This is a genomic window from Microbacterium oleivorans, assembly GCF_013389665.1.
In the GTDB taxonomy this organism is placed as follows: Bacteria; Actinomycetota; Actinomycetes; order Actinomycetales; family Microbacteriaceae; genus Microbacterium; species Microbacterium oleivorans_C.
The window spans coordinates 1,085,151-1,104,503 of record NZ_CP058316.1; the positions used below are offsets into that span (position 1 = coordinate 1,085,151).

The 19,353-nt window shown below is 71.4% G+C and carries 18 protein-coding genes; 8 read left to right on the forward strand and 10 right to left on the reverse strand.

Annotated features, from left to right (window positions below; genetic code table 11):
* Nucleotides 1–2 precede the first annotated feature (2 nt).
* On the reverse strand, nt 3–620 hold the full coding sequence (locus HW566_RS05350) for a TetR/AcrR family transcriptional regulator (protein WP_178011041.1): 618 nt from the start codon (nt 618–620) through the stop codon (nt 3–5).
* Between the two features lie 125 nt (nt 621–745).
* On the opposite strand from HW566_RS05350, the gene HW566_RS05355 reads away from it, so the two are divergent.
* A complete protein-coding gene (locus HW566_RS05355; RefSeq protein ID WP_178011043.1) occupies nt 746–3,571 on the forward strand; it encodes an MMPL family transporter in 2,826 nt (941 codons plus the stop codon).
* Complete coding sequence (locus HW566_RS05360; protein ID WP_178011045.1) at nt 3,568–5,700, forward strand: YhgE/Pip domain-containing protein; 2,133 nt, start codon at nt 3,568–3,570, stop codon at nt 5,698–5,700. Before HW566_RS05355 ends, HW566_RS05360 begins: the two co-directional genes overlap by 4 nt.
* Nucleotides 5,701–5,846: 146 nt before the next feature.
* On the opposite strand, the gene ccsB is transcribed toward HW566_RS05360, so the two are convergent.
* From ccsB to HW566_RS05390, 6 genes are all read right to left on the reverse strand, one after another.
* Nucleotides 5,847–6,908, reverse strand: coding sequence for a c-type cytochrome biogenesis protein CcsB (gene ccsB, locus HW566_RS05365; protein ID WP_178011047.1), 1,062 nt, complete (start codon nt 6,906–6,908; stop codon nt 5,847–5,849).
* 5 nt (nt 6,909–6,913) lie between these two features.
* Entirely contained in the window at nt 6,914–8,692 is a 1,779-nt protein-coding gene (gene resB, locus HW566_RS05370; RefSeq protein ID WP_256728880.1) for a cytochrome c biogenesis protein ResB, read from the reverse strand.
* The gene (locus HW566_RS05375; protein ID WP_372955794.1) at nt 8,673–9,458 is read right to left on the reverse strand and encodes a cytochrome c biogenesis CcdA family protein; all 786 of its coding nucleotides are present in this window, start codon (nt 9,456–9,458) and stop codon (nt 8,673–8,675) included. Before HW566_RS05375 ends, resB begins: the two co-directional genes overlap by 20 nt.
* A gap of 53 nt (nt 9,459–9,511) precedes the next feature.
* Nucleotides 9,512–10,114: a TlpA family protein disulfide reductase gene (locus tag HW566_RS05380; RefSeq protein WP_178011050.1), complete on the reverse strand. Its 603-nt coding sequence runs from the start codon at nt 10,112–10,114 to the stop codon at nt 9,512–9,514.
* Entirely contained in the window at nt 10,114–10,743 is a 630-nt protein-coding gene (locus HW566_RS05385; RefSeq protein WP_178011052.1) for a histidine phosphatase family protein, read from the reverse strand. The genes HW566_RS05380 and HW566_RS05385 overlap by 1 nt, the downstream gene beginning before the upstream one ends.
* Nucleotides 10,744–10,810: 67 nt before the next feature.
* Entirely contained in the window at nt 10,811–11,515 is a 705-nt protein-coding gene (locus HW566_RS05390; protein ID WP_178011054.1) for a DedA family protein, read from the reverse strand.
* A 99-nt stretch (nt 11,516–11,614) separates the two neighbouring features.
* On the opposite strand from HW566_RS05390, the gene aspS reads away from it, so the two are divergent.
* From aspS to HW566_RS05420, 6 genes are all read left to right on the forward strand, one after another.
* Nucleotides 11,615–12,955 (forward strand): aspartate--tRNA(Asn) ligase, encoded by a 1,341-nt coding sequence (gene aspS / locus HW566_RS05395; protein ID WP_178011056.1) that lies wholly within the window; start codon nt 11,615–11,617, stop codon nt 12,953–12,955.
* A 90-nt stretch (nt 12,956–13,045) separates the two neighbouring features.
* The gene (locus HW566_RS05400) at nt 13,046–14,242 is read left to right on the forward strand and encodes a mechanosensitive ion channel family protein (RefSeq protein ID WP_178014710.1); all 1,197 of its coding nucleotides are present in this window, start codon (nt 13,046–13,048) and stop codon (nt 14,240–14,242) included.
* A 142-nt stretch (nt 14,243–14,384) separates the two neighbouring features.
* Nucleotides 14,385–15,515 carry an ABC transporter substrate-binding protein gene (locus HW566_RS05405; protein ID WP_178011058.1) on the forward strand — a complete coding sequence of 377 codons (1,131 nt, stop codon included), beginning with the start codon at nt 14,385–14,387 and terminating at the stop codon, nt 15,513–15,515.
* 2 nt (nt 15,516–15,517) lie between these two features.
* Entirely contained in the window at nt 15,518–16,423 is a 906-nt protein-coding gene (locus HW566_RS05410; RefSeq protein WP_178014712.1) for an ABC transporter permease, read from the forward strand.
* Entirely contained in the window at nt 16,420–17,220 is an 801-nt protein-coding gene (locus tag HW566_RS05415; RefSeq protein ID WP_178011060.1) for an ABC transporter permease, read from the forward strand. The genes HW566_RS05410 and HW566_RS05415 overlap by 4 nt, the downstream gene beginning before the upstream one ends.
* Nucleotides 17,217–18,332 (forward strand): ABC transporter ATP-binding protein, encoded by a 1,116-nt coding sequence (locus tag HW566_RS05420; RefSeq protein ID WP_178011061.1) that lies wholly within the window; start codon nt 17,217–17,219, stop codon nt 18,330–18,332. The genes HW566_RS05415 and HW566_RS05420 overlap by 4 nt, the downstream gene beginning before the upstream one ends.
* Nucleotides 18,333–18,360: 28 nt before the next feature.
* Here HW566_RS05420 and HW566_RS05425 read toward each other — a convergent pair whose 3' ends face one another.
* The 3 genes from HW566_RS05425 to HW566_RS05435 are packed head-to-tail and all read right to left on the reverse strand — an operon-like array spanning nt 18,361 to nt 19,266.
* Nucleotides 18,361–18,663 carry a Dabb family protein gene (locus HW566_RS05425; RefSeq protein ID WP_178011063.1) on the reverse strand — a complete coding sequence of 101 codons (303 nt, stop codon included), beginning with the start codon at nt 18,661–18,663 and terminating at the stop codon, nt 18,361–18,363.
* The gene (locus HW566_RS05430; RefSeq protein ID WP_178011065.1) at nt 18,660–18,959 is read right to left on the reverse strand and encodes a glutaredoxin family protein; all 300 of its coding nucleotides are present in this window, start codon (nt 18,957–18,959) and stop codon (nt 18,660–18,662) included. Before HW566_RS05430 ends, HW566_RS05425 begins: the two co-directional genes overlap by 4 nt.
* A gap of 13 nt (nt 18,960–18,972) precedes the next feature.
* Nucleotides 18,973–19,266: a rhodanese-like domain-containing protein gene (locus tag HW566_RS05435; protein WP_178011066.1), complete on the reverse strand. Its 294-nt coding sequence runs from the start codon at nt 19,264–19,266 to the stop codon at nt 18,973–18,975.
* Nucleotides 19,267–19,353 lie beyond the last annotated feature (87 nt).

The window sequence follows — 19,353 nt, forward strand, 5'->3', positions numbered from 1 at the left end:
GGTCAGTCGACGAGGAGCGCCGTGGCCAGCACGCCGATGCGCGCGTGCAGGAGCTCCGTCGTCTCGGGCTCGCCGAGTCCCTGGATCGCGGCGCGCTCGCAGGTGGCGTCCGAGAGATCGACCATCAGATTCGCGACCTCGCGGGTGGGGATGCGGAACCGCAGTCCGTAGACGCTGCGGATGTCCTCGATGATGCGATGCACCCGGTCGACGATGCCGTCCTGCAGTCGCAGGTATGCCGCGGCCATCCGCTCGTCGCGGATCGCCTGCGCACGCAGCTCCGAGACCAGCCTCGGCTCCATCCCCGCGAGGGACACCCCGACGACCTCGGGCACGAGCGAGGCGGGATCGGGCTCCGCGCTGCGGTCGAGCCCCCGGACGCGATCGGCGACACGATCGAGCTTCTCGCTGGAGGAGCGCTCGACGAGCGCGAGGAAGAGCTCGTCCTTCGACGCGAAGTTCGAGTAGAAGGCACCGCGCGTGAACCCGGCGCGATCGCACACCGCTTCGACCGAGGCCGCGTCGAGCCCGACCTCGCCGAAGACCTCCGCGGCGGCGTCGAGCAATCGCGCCCGCGTGTTCTCGCGGCTGCGGGTGGAGGGACGACCCTCGGCATCCATGGTGCTCCTCGTGTTCACACCGTTCGCTCAGGCTGGGCGACGCGCGGTGAACCTAGGATACATTGGTGTATCGGATACAGCGCTGTATCGAATTTCCGTGACGATCTGCGAGACCAGGAGCGCCCGTGTCCACACTCCTCTTCACCCTCGGGCGCTGGTCGTTCCGTCACCCGTGGCGCGTCCTCGTGTCGTGGCTGCTGATCCTCGTGATCGCCTGCGGCGGCGCGCTCCTGCTGAACAAGGGCACGGACAACTCCTTCACCATCCCCGGCACGGAGGCTCAGGAGGGGCTGGAGCTGCTGAACCGCACCTTCCCCCAGGCCAGCGGCACCAGTGCCCAGCTGGTGATCGTGGCCCCCGAGGGCGGGAGCGTCCGCGACGACCCGTACGCCGCCGAGATCGCCGACACGGTGACGGCGTTCGGAGACCTCGGGGACGACGTGCTCGCCGTCACGGATCCCTTCGACGAGACGGTCTCGGGGCTCGTCTCCGACGACGACCGTGCCGCCATCGTCCGTGTGCAGTTCGACGGTGAGGCGACATCGGTCGACACCGCGACGACGGACGCGTTGACCGAGGTGGCCCAGCAGCTGCGCGACGACCTTCCCGACGGGACGCGGATCGCCCTCGGCGGCGATCTCTTCTCGACCTCGATACCGGCACTGTCGATCGTCGAGGTCATCGGCGTGCTCGTCGCCCTCTTCGTGCTCATCGTGACGTTCCGCTCGTTCGCCGTGTCGTGGTTCCCGCTCGTCAGCGCGCTCATCGGCGTCGCCCTCGCGACGGCGATGATCTTCGTCGCGACGCAGTTCGCCTCGGTCTCCTCGACCACGCCGCTGCTCTCGGTGATGTTGGGACTGGCCGTCGGCATCGACTACTCGCTGTTCATCGCGGCCCGACATCAGGACCAGGTGCGCGCCGGGATGGACCCCGAGGAGTCCGCGGCCCGCTCGACGGGTACCGCGGGCTCGTCCGTCGCGTTCGCGGGCATCACGGTGCTCATCGCCCTCATCGGTCTGAGCTTCGCCGGCATCCCCTTCCTCACCACGATGGGGATCGCAGCGGCGGTCGCCGTGGCGATCGCGGTCGTCGTGGCGGTGACCCTCACCCCCGCCCTGCTCGGTTTCGCCGGAGCGCGCGTGGCCGGGTGGGCCCGGCGTCCCCGCCGCTCGCGGCGCGAGCCTGCGAAGCCGCGCCGGTCGTTCGCCGACCGGTGGGTGCGCGGCGTGACGCGGCATCCCCTCGTCACCACCATCGCCGTCGTCGCCGGCCTCGGCGTCGTCGCCATCCCCGCCGCGAGCCTCACACTGGCCCTTCCCAACGCCGGCGTGCAGCCGCCCTCGAGCGAGGCCCGGCAGGCCTACGACCTCACCGCCGAGCACTTCGGACCCGGTGCGAACGGCCCGCTCATCATGACCGGCACGATCGTCACGTCGACGGATCCGCTGACCCTGATGGAGGACATCGGCGACGACATCGCCCGCATCCCGGGGGTCAAGGAGGTCGCGCTGGCCACGCCCAACGAGACCGCCGACACCGGTCTCGTCCAGATCGTGCCCGACACCGCACCCGACGACCCCGCGACCGCCGACCTCGTCCGCGAGCTGCGCGCCCAGCACGACCGGCTGCTCGACGAGTACGGCGTCGACCTCAAGGTCACGGGGTTCACCGCCGTCGGGATCGACATCTCCGACCGGCTCGGCGAGGCGCTGCTGCCCTTCGGGATCTTCGTCGTCGGCCTCTCGCTCATCCTGCTCACGATCGTCTTCCGCTCGATCTGGGTGCCGATCAAGGCGGCGCTGGGCTACCTGCTCTCGGTGCTCGCGGCGTTCGGCGTCGTGGCAGCGGTGTTCGAGTGGGGATGGTTCGCCGACCTGCTGCACGTGACCCGCGAGGGACCGGTCATCAGCTTCATGCCGATCATCCTGATGGGCGTGCTGTTCGGGCTCGCGATGGACTACGAGGTCTTCCTCGTCTCGCGCATGCGCGAAGACTACGTCCACGGTCGCCGTGCCCGAGGCGGTCGCGCCGACCGCCTCACCGCGATCGGTGCGGTGCGGTCGGGGTTCACCTCCTCGGCGCGGGTCGTCACCGCTGCGGCGGTGATCATGTTCGCGGTGTTCGCGGCGTTCGTCCCCGAGGGCGACTCCTCGATCAAGCCCATCGCGCTCGGACTCGCCGTCGGGATCGCCGTCGACGCATTCCTCATCCGCATGACCCTCGTGCCCGCGGTGATGGCACTCCTCGGCGAGAAGGCGTGGTGGATGCCGCGCTGGCTCGACCGCGTCCTGCCCCACTTCGACATCGAAGGCGAGGCCGTCGAGCGCGAGCTGTCGCTGCGCGACTGGCCGGAGCGCAACACGTCCGCAGCCCTCGTCGGCCAGGGCGTCACCGTCCACGCCGACGAGGAGGGCGACGAGGCGGTCTTCTCCGGCGCCGACTTCCGGGTGGAGCCGGGCGGGTCGCTCGTCGTCACGCACGCCGACCCCCGCGTCGGTCGCACCTTCGCCCTGGCGGTCTCGGGGCGCCTGCGGGTGGACGACGGACGGCTCCGCGTCGGCGGGCACCTCCTGCCCGAACGGGCCGCCTGGGTGCGCGCCCACGTCGGCCTCGCGCTGCTCGACGGCGCCGCCGACCCCGTCGCGCAGCTGCGGGACGCGCTGGCCGGGGGCACCGGGCTCCTGGTCGTCGACGGGCTCGACCTCCTCGCCGGCGCCGAGCGCGACCAAGCCGCCGCCGTGCTGCGTGACGCGGCATCCGACCTCGACGACCGCCACGCCGGGGCGGGAGCTCTCACGCTCGTCGTCGTCGCGCGCCGCGAACACGCGGTGCTCGATATCCTCGCCGACGCCCACCGCTCGGCCCCGCAGTCCCTTCCCCTCCATGGCGGCGCGCCCATGGCGCCCGCGTCGGATCCGTCGCACCCGAACACCGAGGTGATCTCGTCATGACTCTTCCCATCGAGCGCGCACGTTCGCGCAAGCCCGTCACGTGGCTGACGATCGTCGGCGTCATCCTGCTGCCGGTCCTCATCGGCGGCGTGCTGGTCGCGGCGCTGTACAACCCGGCCGAGCGGCTCGACAACATGCGCGCCGCGATCGTCAACGACGACCAGCCGGTCGAGATCGACGGTCAGCTCGCCCCCCTGGGCCGTCAGCTCACCGCGGGCCTCGTCGCGGGCTCGGACGACGTCCCGAGCAACCTCGACTGGGTCATCTCGAACGACGAGGACGCCTCCGCGGGGCTCGCCGACGGCACCTACGACGCCGTCATCACGATCCCGACCGGGTTCTCGGCAGCGGCCACCTCGACGGCGCCGGGCGGAACCCCCGAGAAGGCCACCATCCGCGTCGACACCGCCCCCGACAGCCTCGTCGTCGACGACGCGATCACGGCGCAGATCACCCAGGCCGCGACCTCGCTCATGGGCTCGCAGCTGTCGGCGGTCTACCTCGAGAACGTCTTCCTCGGCTTCACCACGCTTGGAGACCAGCTCGGCGACGCCGCGGACGGAGCCCGGCAGCTCGCCGACGGCGGCCGCCAGGCGGCCGACGGCGCCACCGCGCTCGCAGACGGCGCAGGTGCTCTCGCGAGCGGCGCCGGCACCCTCGCGGGCGGCGCGTCCGAGCTCGCCGGCGGTGCATCCGAGGTCGCGGGCGGCGCCACCGACCTGGCGGGTGGCGCGTCGCAGCTCGCCGACGGTGCCGACGCCGCCGCGACCGGCCTCACGCAGTGGTCGGCGGGTGCGCGGGTGATCGCCGAGAACGGGCGCACGATCGCCGGCGGGCTGGGTGCCATCGCCGACGGTTTCACGGCGAGCCCCATCCCCGAGGTCCCGCAGAGCGTCGTGGATGCCGCGAAGGCCGTCGAGGCCGACCAGGCGAGCATCAACGCGAGCCTCACGCAGGCCGCCGGCACGCTGCAGACGCTCGCGCAGCAGTGCGCGGCATCCCCCGTGCCCGAGGAGTGGTGCGCGGACGTGGCCGCCGCGTCGTCGGCCGTCGACGCGAACCTGGCCTCCGTCCAGGGGATCGTCGCGAACGCCGGCGCGATCGCCACGGGCCTGCAGGCGCTGCCGGCACTGGGTTCGGGCATCGCCGAGCTCTCGTCGGGACTCGACGAGCTCTCGGGCGGCATCGACCAGCTGGCAGCCGGCGCCGACGCCGCAGCGGGCGGCGTCGCGCAGCTCTCCACCGGCGCGGATCAGCTCGCCGGCGGCGCCGGCCAGCTCGCCGGAGGTGCCGACCAGCTCGCGGACGGCGCGGGCCAGCTCGCAGACGGCGCGTCGCAGCTCTCGAGCGGCGCGGGCGAATTGTCGAGCGGCGCGGGCGACCTCGCCTCCGGTGTGGGGACGGTCGCCGACGGCACCGTCTCACTCGCCGACGGGCTCGACACCGCCACCGCCGCCCTGCCCTCGTACACCGACCAGCAGGCGACCGACCTCGCGAGCGTCGTCGCCGCCCCGGTCGAGGCTGAAGGGCTCGGGTCGGACCTGTTCGGCGCCTCGGCCATCCCGCTGCTGACCGGGCTCGCGCTCTGGCTCGGTGCCATCGGATCGTTCATCGCCCTGCAGGCGTTGCCGCGCGGTGCGCTCAGCTCGCGCCGCCCGTCGGTCGTGCTGACCCTGCGCGCCTTCGCCCCGGCCGCCGTGATCGGACTCGTGCAGGGCGTTCTCGTGGCTGTGGTCGTGCAGCTCGCGGCCTCGTACGATCCGTGGACCTGGGCGGCCTTCGCGGGTCTCGCGGCCCTGGCGGGCGTCGCCTTCGCCGCGATCAACCAGGCGCTCGTCGCACTCCTCGGCGGCGCCGGCCGATGGGTCGCGGCGGGAGTGGCCGTCCTCGCGGTGGCGACCGGTGTCGTGTCGACCGTGCCCGGTGTGCTGTCGCAGATCGCGAGCCTGCTGCCGACGGCATCCGCGTATCAGGGTCTGCTCGCCGTGCTGACCTCGGCCGGAGGTGGCGGCGCCGCGGTCGCCGGGCTGGTGATCTGGCTCGTGCTCTCGCTCGTGGTCACCGTCATCGTCACCGCCCGCGCCCGCACCACCTCGGTCCGCGCCGTTCTGCACCCCGCCGGCGCCTGACCCGCCCCGCCGGCGCGCGGCGGCACGGTGCGTCGGCGGTGCGGGTCAGGCGGTCTCGGGCGAGACTCGCGATCCACGTCGAGACTCCGTGGCACGAGAAGATTCCGGCGGCGCACCATGCGCGCCGACCGCGTCCGCAGCGTGGATCAGGTCAGGCCGCTGTAGGCGTGCAGGCCCTTGAAGAACTGGTTCACGATGATGAAGTTGAACAGCACCGCCGAGAAGCCGACGATCGACAGCCAGGCGCTGCGACTGCCCCGCCATCCGCGGGTCGCTCGGGCGTGGATGTATCCCGCGTAGAGAACCCAGATGACGAAGGTCCAGACTTCCTTGGTGTCGAAGCCCCAGTAGCGGCCCCAGGCGTCGTTAGCCCAGATCGCACCGGCGATCAGGGTGAACGTCCAGAAGATGAAGCCGATGATCGCGAATCGGTACGCGAGCGACTCGAGGGCGTCGGCACTCGGGAGGGTGCGGAGGAAGCGCAGGCCGTCACGCGAACGGGCAGCGGATGCCGTTCCGCCGTCGGTCTCGGCGCCGACCCGTGCGATCGCACGGGCTTCGCGTCGCGCCTGCATCAGCTGCACGATCGACAGCGCGAATGCGAGCGCGAGGAAGGCGGTGGCGAGCGAGGCGACGAAGACGTGGATGACGAGCCACACCGACTTCAGCGGGTCGGCGAGCGGCACGACCACGACGTAGAAGCTCGTCGCGGCCCCGCCCATCAGCACGGCCACCAGGCCGGTGATGAACGTGCCGAGGAAGCGCAGGTCGTAGCGGAAGAGCACGACGAGGTACACGGCGACGACCAGCACGGTTCCGGTCATGGCGAACTCGTACATGTTCGACCACGGCACGCGCTCGGCGGCGATGCCGCGCAGGACGGTCGCTGCGACGTGGAAGAGGAAGCCGATCCACGTCAGCGCGGTTCCGATGCGCGCCCACAGCAGGCGGGGTCGCTCCGCCGGGCGGGCGTTCAGCGCGAGCTCGGCCTCGGCCTCGGCGGCGCGGATCTGCCCGATCGTCTGTCCACCGGCTGCCACCAGGACGGGGGCGGCGGCGGTCGCCGGGGCGGCGTCCTTCGCCTTGAGCGCGAGGTCGGATCGGCGTGCCAGGTCGACCGCGTAGGCGATGAAAGCCAGAGCGTAGACGGCCACGGCCGTCCATACGAGCAAGACCGAAACAGCGTCGAGCGAGAGGTCTTCGGGCATGGTCCTCAGTCTACGTCGGGCGCGTCAGCGCGGGCGGGGCGGGGGCGGCGCGGACGCGCGGTCTCGGCCGGCACCTCGGCCTCGGGGCGGCCGAGGTGCGCGAGGTGGTTGCGCTCGAGGTCGGCGACCGCCTGCGCGATGGCGGGATCCTCGCCGCGCGCGAGCCCGGCGTACTCGATCCGCAGCGCGCCGTCGACGGGCGTGGCCTTGACCCACAGGCGCCGGCGCGGCACGAAGAGCCCCGCGAGCAGCCCGAGGGTGGCGAGGATGGCGAAGACCAGCACGAAGGGAGCGCCCACGTCACGGTGGATCGACAGCGAGACGTAGCGCTTGACGGACTCGTCGGCCCCCGCCGTCCGCTCGTCCTGGAACGTGACGGTGCCGAGACCGTCGGGCAGGTCGACGGTCTGCCCGGGCTCGAGCTCGAGGGAGGCGACGCCCGAGTCGGCACCGGCGATCTGCTCCATCCCGGTGGGGTCGAGCGTGTACACCGAACGCGGGGTGCCGTCGTCGATGCCGAGGTCCCCCTGGTAGACCCAGAAGGTCACCAGCGGGTTGGTCAGGTCACCGTAGGCCGAGCCGACCGCGCCCGAGGCGAGCGTCGCCGCCGTCGGGTAGAAGAACCCGACGAGGCCGAGCTGCTCGGGCATGCCGTCGGCGATCTTGACGACGCCCTGCGAGGTCATGTTGTTGTCCTGCGGGAGGAACGGCACGGTCTCGTTGAACACGATGTCGCCCGCGGCGTTTCGCACTGTGATGGTCGGTGCGTAGCCGTTGCCCATCAGGTAGATGCGGTCGCCCTCGATCTCGTACGGGTGGTTGACCCGAACATCGCCGTCGCGGGGCTGCTCGCCCGGCTCGGCGACGGTGAGGTTCGCCTGGAAGTCTCCGGCCATCCCGTGACCCGGCTCTCCGGTGAACTCGCCGTAGGAGACGTCGAAGCTGTCGAGGGTCAACGAATAGGGCGGCATCTCATCGGTGTCGACGAAGCGGCCCGGGTTGAACGAGGTGTAGCCGAGCCCGAGCGAGTTGACGAAGGTGTCGCCCTCGATGATGACGGTCTGCCCGGTGTAGGTCACGCCGCCGCCGATGCCGACCGAGAGCAGCACGCCGACGAGCGCGCCGTGGAACACGAGGTTTCCGGTCTCGCGCAGGTAGCCGCGCTCGGCCGAGACGGATGCGGTCCCGCCCGCGTCGTACCGTTCGACGCGGTAGCCCGACTTGCGCAACTGTCGCTGCGCGTCGTCGATGACGGATGCCGCCGCTGCCGCGGCATCCTCGCCCTCGGCGAGCGCGACGCCGGCCGTGCGATGGTCGGCGAGGCGCGAGAGCCGCACCGGCGTGCGCGGCGGGCGCGACTTCATGGCCTGCCAGTGGTGCTTCGTCCGCGGGATCACGCACCCGATGAGCGAGACGAACAGCAGGATGTAGATCGCCGAGAACCAGGCGGACGTGTAGACGTCGAACAGCTGCAGCGCGTCGAGGACCGGGTAGAGGTCGGGGTTGTCGGCGCGCCACTGCGTGACGCCGTTGGGGTCGGCTCCGCGCTGCGGCACGATCGATCCGGGGATCGCCGCGATGGCCAGGAGCAGGAGGAGGACCAGAGCCGTCCGCATGCTCGTGAGCTGACGCCAGCCCCACCGCATCCAGCCGATGACACCGAGGGTCGGCTGGACGATGTCTCGGTCGTCGCGGGTCTCGCGGTCGTCGTCGCGCGAGCCGGAGTAGTCCCCCGGTCGCAACGGGGCCGAGGGATCGGCCTGGTCAGAGGAAGGTCGGGACACCGGCCACCACTCCTTGGAAGACGGACATGAAGGCGGTCCACACGCCCGTGACCATCAGCAGGCCGAGGACGACGAGCAGCGCCCCGCCGACGATGTTGACGACACGGATGTGGCGACGGACGAACGCGACCGATCGAGTCGCCCAGCTCGCGCCGAGCGCGAGGAGGACGAAGGGGATGCCGAGACCCAACGAGTACGCCACGGCGAGGATGCCGGCGCGCGCGGGGTCGGCCTGGCTGTACGCGATCGAGAGGATGGCGGCCAGGGTCGGACCGATGCACGGCGCCCAGCCGATGCCCATCGCGACGCCGAGCAGGGGCGCGCCGGCGAGGCCCAGATTCTGGCGCAGCTGCGGACGGTAGGTGCGCTGAGCGACGCCGAAGACCCCGACGAAGACGAGACCGAGCACGATCACGACCGCGCCGAGCACGCGGGTGATGACGTCCTGGTACTCGAAGAAGACCCGCCCGAGGGTTCCGGCGAACACTCCCATGGCGAGGAACACCACGGTGAATCCCGAGATGAACAGACCGACGCTCAGCAGCAGCCGCCCGCGACCGGGCGACGACGGCGCGGGCGCCGTCCGGGTGCGGACCGCGACCGGCGCGGATCCGGCGGAGCCCACCGCACCCGATGCCGAGGCGTCGCCTCCGCCGCGGACCGCGCGCGGCTCGCGCGGCGTGACGGCGCCCCCGAGGAAGCCGAGGTAGCCGGGCACGAGCGGCAGCACGCACGGCGAGAGGAACGACACGAGCCCCGCGAGCATCGCGATCGGCACCGCGAGCCACAGCGCCCCGCCGAAGACGATCTCGCCGGGGTTCACGACGCTCCCGCCGATGCCGCGTCCTCGACGAGGGTGCGGAGGATGGACGCCTCGCGCAGCTGACCGACGATGCGCGCCGACACTCGACCCTCGGTGTCGAGCACCAGCGTCGTGGGCGCCGCCTGAACCGAGGCCGACGCGGCGAGGGCGAGCTTCAGGTCGGCGTCGCCCTGCATGAGCAGCGACGGATAGCTGATCCCGTAGGTCTGCTCGAACGATCCGGCCTGCTCGGGACCGTCGTAGATGTTGATGCCCAGGAACTCGGCGCCCACGTCCTGCGTGTCGGTGTAGACCTCTTCGAGCAGCGGCGCCTCGGCGCGGCAGGGACCGCACTGGGCGTACCAGAAGTTGAGCACGAGCACCTGACCGGCATAGTCGGCGCTCGAGACCGACGAGCCGTCGACGGCGGTGCCGGTGAACTCGATCGGCGCGCCCCGGTCCTCGGCGGCGATCTCGGTGACGGTGCCGTCGCCTGAGATGAAGCCCTTGTTGTCGCCCTCGCGGTACTGCCCGGCGAGGTCGTCGTTGGGGCTCGTGCAGGCGGCCAGCCCCGCCGTGAGCGCGAGGGCGAGGACGCCGGCCAGCAGGCGACGCGTCATCAGACGGCTCCGACGTCGACGGCGCCCGCGGTCGACGCGGGCTCGGCGTAGGCGACCTCGCGCCACGTGTCGCCGTCGAGCTCGAAGCTCGTCACGCTCGACAGCGCGCAGCGGCGGCGACGGGGGTCGTGGCGCAGCGGCTCACCGGCCACCGCGAGGTGCGTGATCCAGATGGGCAGCTGATGCGACACGATCACCGCGTCGCCGGAGGGGGTGGCCGACCACAGGTCGCGCATCGCGGCATCCATACGAGCCACGATCTCGGCGTACGGCTCGCCCCAGCTCGGCGTGGCCGGGGTGCGCAGGTGAAGCCAGTTGAGGGGGTTGATCAGCGCGTGGCGCATGCGACGCCCCTCGAAGACGTTGTGCGGCTCGATGACGCGCTCGTCGATGACCGGCTCCAAGCCGAAGAGCTCGGTGAACGGCTCCGACGACTCGCGGGTGCGCTGCAGCGGAGACGAGACCAGGGCGGTCACGGGGCGCCCCAGCGACTTCACGTGCTCGGCGGCAGACCGGGTCATCCGGCGCCCGTCCTCGCTCAGACCGAAGTGCGGGAGCCGCCCGTAGAGCACGCGGCGGGGGTTGTGGACCTCACCGTGACGCACGAGATGAAGGCGGGCTGCAGGCACGGTCTCCAGTCTACGGCGCCCCCTCCTATGCGGACCCTGAGCGCTCCCGGCGTCGAGGTCCCTCGGACTACGCCGACTCCGACCGCTCGCCGTCGCGACGATCGCGCAGCAGCGCGCGCACCCGGACGATCACGAACCAGGCCACGGCGACGACGACGCCCACGATGACGACGGTCTGGAAGATCTCGGCGTACTGCTCGACGATGTGCCAGTTCTCCCCCAGCAGGAAGCCGGCCATCACGAAGATCGAGTTCCAGATCAGGCTGCCGGCCGTCGTGAGCAGGCCGAACTTCCACCAGTGCATGCGGGACACACCGGCCGGGATCGAGATGAGGCTGCGGAAGAGGGGGACCATCCGGCCGAAGAACACCGCGATCGAGCCGTGCTTCTCGAACCAGTGCACCGAGCGCACCACGTCGTCTCCCTTGACCAGCGGCAGCCTGTCGGCGATGCGGCGCAGCCGGTCGGCGCCGAGCCAGCGTCCGAGGAAGTAGAGGATGTAGGCACCCGCGACCGAGCCGAACGTCGTCCACAGGATCGCCTCGGCGAGCGTGAACGAGCCGCGCGAGGCGGCGAGCCCGGCCATCGGCAGCACGACCTCGCTGGGGATCGGCGGGAAGAGGTTGTCCATCCCCACCGCGATCGCCGCCCCCGCGGGCCCGATCGTGTCCATGAGCGAGACGGTCCAGTCGGCGAGGGTGGAGAGCCAGGAGCCGCCGCCGCTGCTGGATGCCGCCGCATGGGCGTACGCGGTCCGGGTCATGTCGGTCATCGGGTGCCTTCGCGCTCGGTGATCGGATGCCCGAGCGGGCCCCGCGCACAGCCTAGGGCCGCGACGTCGGAGATTGCTGGACGCGTAGACTCTCCCCTCGTGAGTGAACGCGTTCTCGTCCAGCAGCTGCAGGCCCGCCCCGACGGCCCCGTGTCGGTGTCCGGATGGGTCGAGACCGTCCGCGATCAGAAGAAGGTGCAGTTCGTCATCCTGCGGGATGAGACCGGTGCCGTGCAGCTGGTCAACCCCGCCACCCGTCCGTCCGAGGACGGCGCCGAGCAGGATGCCGCGGCGCTGGCCCTGACCGAGCTGATCTCCGGCCTGTCGACGGGCACGTTCCTCACCGTCACCGGTGAGCTCAAGCACGACGAGCGCGTCAAGCTCGGCGGCGTCGAGATCAAGATCGGCGCGCTCGAGATCGCAGCCGCCGCCCTCCCCGAGACGCCCATCGCGGCCGACTCGGGGCTCGACAAGCGGATGGACTGGCGCTTCCTCGACCTGCGTCAGCGTCGCAACAACCTCATCTTCCGCGTGCAGACGACCCTCGAGCACGCGATGCGCACGTACTGGATCGAGCGCGACTACATCGAGATCCACTCGCCCAAGCTCATGGCCTCGGCCTCCGAGTCGGCGGCCGAGCTGTTCGAGGTTCCCTACTTCGAGGACAAGACGGCCTACCTCGCGCAGAGCCCGCAGTTCTTCAAGCAGATGGCCCAGTCCGCCGGCTTCGGCAAGATCTTCGAGATCGGCGACGTCTTCCGCGCCGACCCCTCGTTCACGTCGCGCCACGCGACCGAGTTCACCTCGATCGACGCCGAGATCAGCTGGATCGACTCGCACGAGGACGTCGCGGCGATGCAGGAGGAGCTGCTGCAGTTCGCCTTCCAGGCCGTCCAGGACAAGCACGGCGCCGAGATCGCCGAGCTGTTCGGCGTCGAGGTGCAGGTGCCCCAGATCCCCTTCCCCCGCATCCCCCTGGCCGAGGCGCGCGAGATCGTCGCCGCCCGCGGCTACGACATCCCCCGCACCGACGGCGACCTCGACCCCGAGGGCGAGCGTCAGATCTCCGCGCACGTCGCCGAGACCTTCGGGCACCAGTTCGTCTTCATCACCGACTACCACCCCGAGATCCGCGCTTTCTACCACATGCGCGACGAGGAGACGGGGCTGACCAAGTCGTACGACCTCCTCTTCAACGGCGTGGAGATCACGACCGGCGCGCAGCGCGAGCACCGCGTCGACGTGCTCATCGAGCAGGCCAAGGAGAAGGGGCTCGAGCCCGAGCACCTCGACTTCTACCTCGACTTCTTCCGCTACGGCGCCCCGCCGCACGGCGGTTTCGGGATGGGTCTGGCGCGGGTGCTGATGCTGCTGCTGGGCGAGTCGTCGATCCGCGAGGTGACCTACCTGTTCCGCGGCCCCACCCGGCTCGCCCCGTAACACGACACCCCGTCCACCCGGCAAGTCCTCAGCGGGCGCCGGGCGCCACCCGTATCGTGGCTCCCTCGGCGACCGATGGGAGCGAGACGTATGTGGGACGGCTGGATGGACTTCGGCATCGCGGTGCTGGTGGGACTCGCGGTGGCGGCGGTGGTGGCCGTGGTCGCCGCTGTGGCGCTGCGGATCGCCGGTCGGCGGCAGCGCTGGCCGGAGGTGCTCAGCCGCCGCTCGCGTGCCCCGTTCCGCGCGCTCCTCACGGCCATCGCACTGTGGGCGGCGGTGCAGACGTCGTTCCCCGACGAGCTGTGGCGGTCGATCCTCGCGCAGGTGCTGACGATCCTCATCATCGCGGCGAGCGCGTGGCTGCTGGCGTCGCTGGTGATCGTGGTCACCGATGTCGCGCTCGGTCGCTACCGCATCGACGTTCCCGACAACCGCGTCGCCCGCCGCATCCGCACCCAGATGCTCATCGTTCGACGGCTCGCCGTCGCGATCATCATCGTGATCGGCATCGGCGCGGTCCTGTTGACGTTCGATTCGGTGCGCGCGGTCGGCGCCAGCGTGCTGGCCTCGGCGGGCATCGCCTCGGTCGTGGCGGGCCTGGCGGCGCAGTCGGTGCTCGCGAACGTCTTCGCGGGGCTCCAGATCGTCTTCAGCGACGCGCTCCGCGTCGATGACGTCGTCGTCGCCGACGGCGAGTGGGGACGCGTGGGCGAGATCACACTGAGCTACGTCGTGCTCGATCTGTGGGACGACCGGCGCCTGGTGCTGCCGTGCACGTACTTCACCACGACGCCGTTCGAGAACTGGACGCGGCGCGGCTCCGAGCTGCTCGGCGCCGTCGAGATGGACCTCGATTGGAACGTCTCGCCCGCCGCGATGCGCGCCCACCTGCACGACGTGCTCGAGAAGACCGAGCTGTGGGATCGGCGGGCATCGGTGCTGCAGGTGACCGATGCCGTCGCGGGCTACGTGCGCGTACGCATCCTCGTCACCGCGAAGGACGCCCCCACGCTCTTCGACCTGCGGTGCCTGGTCCGCGAGGCGATGGTGACCTGGGTGCAGCGGACGATGCCGCAGGCGGTCCCGATGCAACGCGTGATGATGACGGATGCCGCCGCCGCCGGCGCCGAGCATCGCGTGACGCACGACCCGACTCCCACCAACGACGGGCTGTTCACCGGCAGCGCCGAGGCCGAGCGGCGCGCGAGCACGTTCACCAACGCGATCCCGATCGTGCCGGCCGCCGAGGACGAGGACCCCGGGGAGCGCGACCGGCGCGGGTGACGCCGTCGCGACGGGGAACGGTCATCGGCCGTTCACCGGGCGAGGGCACGCGCGACACCTGGCACCCATAGGTTCCTTCCGCTCCCCTGCTTCCGGCGCTGCCCGTGCGCGCGGCCAGGGGCCACCCGAAAGGAACGACCCCATGTCCCGCACCCTGCTGCGCCGCACCGGCGCCGTCGTCGCGCTCGCGACGGCATCCGCACTCGTCCTCGCCGGCTGCGGCGGAACCGCGGAGGCGACCGACGCCGCCGGCTCCGACGCCGCCACCGCGACGAGCCTGGCCGACATCGGCACCTTCGCCGATCTCGAGGCCGCCGCGAAGGCGGAGGGCCAGCTCAACGTCATCGCGCTGCCGCGCGACTGGGCGAACTACGGCGAGATCATCGACCTGTTCACCGAGCGCTACCCCGAGATCACCGTCAACGAGCAGTCTCCCGACATCTCCAGCGCCGAAGAGATCCAGGCCGCGGAGACCAACGAGGGACTCGACACCGCGCCCGACGTCTTCGACCTGGGCCTGACGGTCGCCCTGCAGAACACCGACCGCTTCGCGCCGTACCAGGTGCAGACCTGGGACGACATCCCCGACGCCCTCAAGGAGTCGACCGGGCTGTTCGTCGGCGACTACGGCGGCTACATGTCGGTCGGCTACGACTCCGCCCGCTTCGACGCCCCCGAGGAGATCGACGATCTGCTGGGCGAGCAGTTCCGCGGCGCCGTCGCCATCAACGGCGACCCCACCCAGGCGGGTGCGGCCTTCGCCGCCGTGGGTCTGGCCACGGTGGAGTCGGATGGCGGCCTCGACGATTTCCAGCCCGGCATCGACTTCTTCGGCGAGCTCAACGCCGCAGGCAACATGCTCAAGCTCGACGTGACCAGCGCGACCGTGGCGAGCGGTGAGACCCCGGTCGTCTTCGACTGGGACTACCTCAACGCCGCCCACGCCGAGAGCGTGCCCACCTGGAAGACGGTGGTCTTCCCGGGCACCGGCTACGCGGGCTACTACAACCAGGCGATCAACATCGACGCGCCCAACCCGGCCGCGGCGCGCCTGTGGCAGGAGTTCCTCTACAGCGACGAGGTGCAGAACCTCTGGCTCGCCGGCGGGGCGCGTCCGGCCCGCATGGAGGCGATGCTCGCCGCCGGAACGCTCGACGAGGACCTCGCGGCGAAGCTCCCCGAGGCTCCCGCCGAGACGGTCGTGCCGACCGAGGAGCAGTCCACCGCCGCCGGGACGCTCCTCGGCGAGAAGTGGGCCGCGGCGGTCCAGTGACCCTGAGCCCGGCACCGCACACCGCACCGGGCAGCACCGGCACGACCGGTCGGGGCGCACAGCGCCTCGACTGGTCGTGGCTGGGCCTGGTGCCCTTCGCCGTCTACGTCGCGCTGTTCCTCGCGCTTCCCACCGCGCTGGCTCTGCTCACCGGACTGTTCGACGGTGACGGGGCCTTCACGCTCGACAACCTCGCCGCCCTCGCCGATCCCGTCATCCTCGCGACCTTCGCCAACTCCACATGGGTGTCCCTGCTCACCGCGGCGATCGGCGCGGTCGTGGGGGCGCTGGTCTGCTACGCCATGCTCGGGCTGCGCGAGGGCGGCACGGTCCGCACCATCGTCGAGGCGGCGTCCGGGGTGCTGGCACAGTTCGGCGGCGTCATGCTCGCGTTCGTCATGATCGCCGCCATCGGCACGCAGGGGGTCGTCACCCGCGTGCTGGCCGACGTGCTCGGCATCCGCCTCTACGCGGAGGGCGCCTGGATCTACGCGCTCCCCGGGCTCATCCCGGCCTACATCGTCTTCCAGGTCCCGCTCATGATCATCACCTTCATGCCCGCGCTCGCGGCGCTCAAGCCGCAGTGGGCCGAGGCTCACCTGACGCTCGGTGGCACGCGAGCGGGCTTCTGGCCGCACGTGGGCTTCCCCGTCCTCGCGCCGTCGTTCCTCGCCAGCTTCCTGCTGCTGTTCGCCAACGCCTTCTCGTCGTACGCCACGGCCGCGGCGCTGGCGAGCCAGGGCTCGCAGATCGTCCCCCTGCAGATCCGCGCCGCCCTCACCAGCGAGACCGTGCTGGGCCGCGAGAACCTGGCGGGTGCGCTGGCGTTCGGAATGATCGTCGTGGTCGCAGCGGTCATGGCGTGCTACGCGCTCATCCAGCGCCGCGCGGCGAGGTGGCAGCGATGAGGAGTGCGCTCTCGCCCTCGCCCGCCGCGCGCTGGGTCATCGGCGTGCTGGTGGGCACCGTGTTCGCCGTCCCGTTCGTCGCCACCGCGCTGTTCACCCTCACGCTGCCTGACGGCAGCTACTCGTTCGAGCGATGGCTGGCACTGGCCGACCCTGCCAACGCCGCGCGGTACGCCCCGGTATGGACAGGGCTGGCGAACTCGCTCGTGCTGGCCGTCGTCACCGTCGCGATCGTGCTGTTCCTGTTCGCCCCCACGATGGTCCTCGTCGCGTTGCGGTTCCCGGGTCTGCGTCGGGGCATGGAGTTCGTGGCGCTCCTGCCCATCGCCATCCCCGCCATCGTGCTCGTCGTGGGCCTGGCACCGATCTACCTGGCGATCGGCCGCACCGTCGGAACCGGCGCCTGGACCCTCGCCTTCGCCTACGGCGTGCTCGTCATGCCCTTCGCCTACCGCTCGATCCAGGCATCGATCGACGCCGTCGACCTGAAGACCCTCTCCGAGGCGGCGCGCACGCTCGGGGCGGGGTGGCCCGCCATCCTGGTGCGCGTCATCGCACCGAACCTGCGGCCGGGCCTGCTCGCGGCATCCCTCATCTCGGTCGCCGTCGTCCTCGGCGAGTTCACGATCGCATCGCTGCTGAACCGGCAGGTGCTGCAGACCGGTCTGGTCGTCGTGAACCGCCAGGATGCCTGGGCCGCCGCCATCTTCACTCTGCTCGCTCTCGCCTTCGCGTTCGTGCTGCTGCTCGTCATCGGGCGGGTCGGACGCGTCGGCACCGGAAGGAAAGCCCCATGACCTCGACCGACCCCACGCTGCGGCCGCTGCCGCGCACGTCCGACAACGCGCTGCTCTCGGGGGCCGGCGACGGCGCACGCGTCGAGTTCCGCGGCATCGTGAAGGACTACGGAGCGACCCGGGTGCTGCACGGCGTGGATCTCGACATCTCGCCCGGCGAGTTCGTGTCGCTCCTCGGACCCTCCGGGTGCGGCAAGACGACGGCGCTGCGCGTGCTCGCCGGGCTCGAACGTGCCTCCTCGGGGTCGGCCGTTGTCGGCGGCCGCGACATCTCGGGAGTGCCGACCAACCGGCGCGACCTCGGGATGGTGTTCCAGTCGTACTCGCTGTTCCCCCACCTGCGCGTGCTGGAGAACACCGCGTTCGGTCTGCGCCGGCGCGGAGTGGGCCGTGCGGAGGCCGCCCGCCGCGCCGGCGATGCCCTCGACCTCGTCGGCCTCGGCGACCTGCCGGCGCGCTACCCGCACGAGCTGTCGGGAGGCCAGCAGCAGCGGGTGGCGCTCGCGCGCGCGCTGGTGACCGAGCCCCGCGTGCTGCTGCTGGATGAGCCGCTCTCCGCGCTCGATGCGAAGGTGCGGGTGCAGCTGCGCGACGAGATCCGCCGGCTCCAGCTGCGCCTGGGCATGACGACGCTCTTCGTCACGCACGACCAGGAGGAGGCACTGGCGGTGTCCGACCGCATCGCGGTGATGAACGCCGGCCGCATCGAGCAGATCGGCTCCCCCGAGGAGCTCTACCTGCGTCCGCAGACGCCCCACGTCGCCGCGTTCGTCGGGCTCTCCAGCGTCGTGCCCGGCGTGCTCCGAGCCGGCCGAGTGTCGGTGTGGGGTCACGATCTGCCCGCGAACGGCGAGGCGCCGGACGGCGAGGTCGCGGTGCTGGTGCGCCCCGAGAACGTCGTGCTGCACCGCGGAGCGCGATCCGAGGGCGGCGGCGTGGCGGCCGTGGTCGAGGAGAGCACGTTCCTCGGCAGCTACCGCCGCTCGCTGGTGCGCACCGCCGACGGCGTGCTGATCCGTGTCCAGCACGCCGCGGGCGAGCGACTCGGCTACGGCGACGGCGTCGTCGTGGGCCTCCGCGACGAGCCGGTGACGGTGCGGCAGCGCGGCTGACGGAGCCGGCTCAGCGGCTGACGGCGGATCAGACCTCGAAGTCGACGGCGATGCGGGACCCGGCGACGCTGCGGACGTAGCCGACGACCTCCTGGTGCGCGGGGTGCACCTGATACTCCTCGAGCCCGGCGAGGTCGTCGAAGTCGGCGACGACGGCGACATCGCCGTTGACGTCGGCGTAGGCGACGTTCGGCCCGATGCTGAGCGAGCGGATCGAGGGCACGACGCCCACGAGCGCGCCGATGCGACGCGAGACCTCGGCGGCGTGCTCGGCGCGGGTCTCGGCATCTTCGGCGGCGAGCTTCCAGGCGACGACGTGGCGGATGGTCATGCGGACTCCTCTGTGGGGGCGGATGCCGCGGGCGCGGCGGGATCACGGAGCGACGCGGCCAGCGCGGCGCGCAGCCGATCGGCCGAGAGGCGCCAGTGCGCGTGCAGCCGGTCGTCGATCAGCACGACGGGGATCTTCTCCCACCACTGCTCATACAGCGCCGCGTCGTCGAGGATCGACACCTCGGTGACATCGACCTCGCCGTCGGGGAGGTCCGCCACGACGGTGTCGACGATCTCTCGCGCGACGTCGCAGAGGTGGCAGTCGGGCTTGGAGACGAGCGTCAGAGTCGTCATCGGTCGAGCCGGGTCAGCGCTCGAGCTCGAAGCCGCGATCCGCCCATTCGCCGGTCCCACCGGCGACGTTGGTCGCGTCGTGACCGCGAGCCTCGAGCGCCGCGACGACCTGGGCGGAGCGACCGCCCGCCTGGCAGATGACGTCGAACGCGCCGTCGGGCAGCTCGGACAGCCGCTCGCCGAGCTGCGACATCGGGATGCTGATCGCTCCGGGCACGCGACCCGTCGCGAACTCGTGGTCCTCGCGCACGTCGATGAGCGGAACGTCGCGGCCCGCGCGGAGCTGGTCGATGGTGATGGATTTCATGCTGGTTCCTCCGCTCTCAGCCTAGGGCGGCACAAAGCACGAAGCGCCCCTCGGCCGAAGCCGAATGGGGCGCTCAGTGACGTCGCC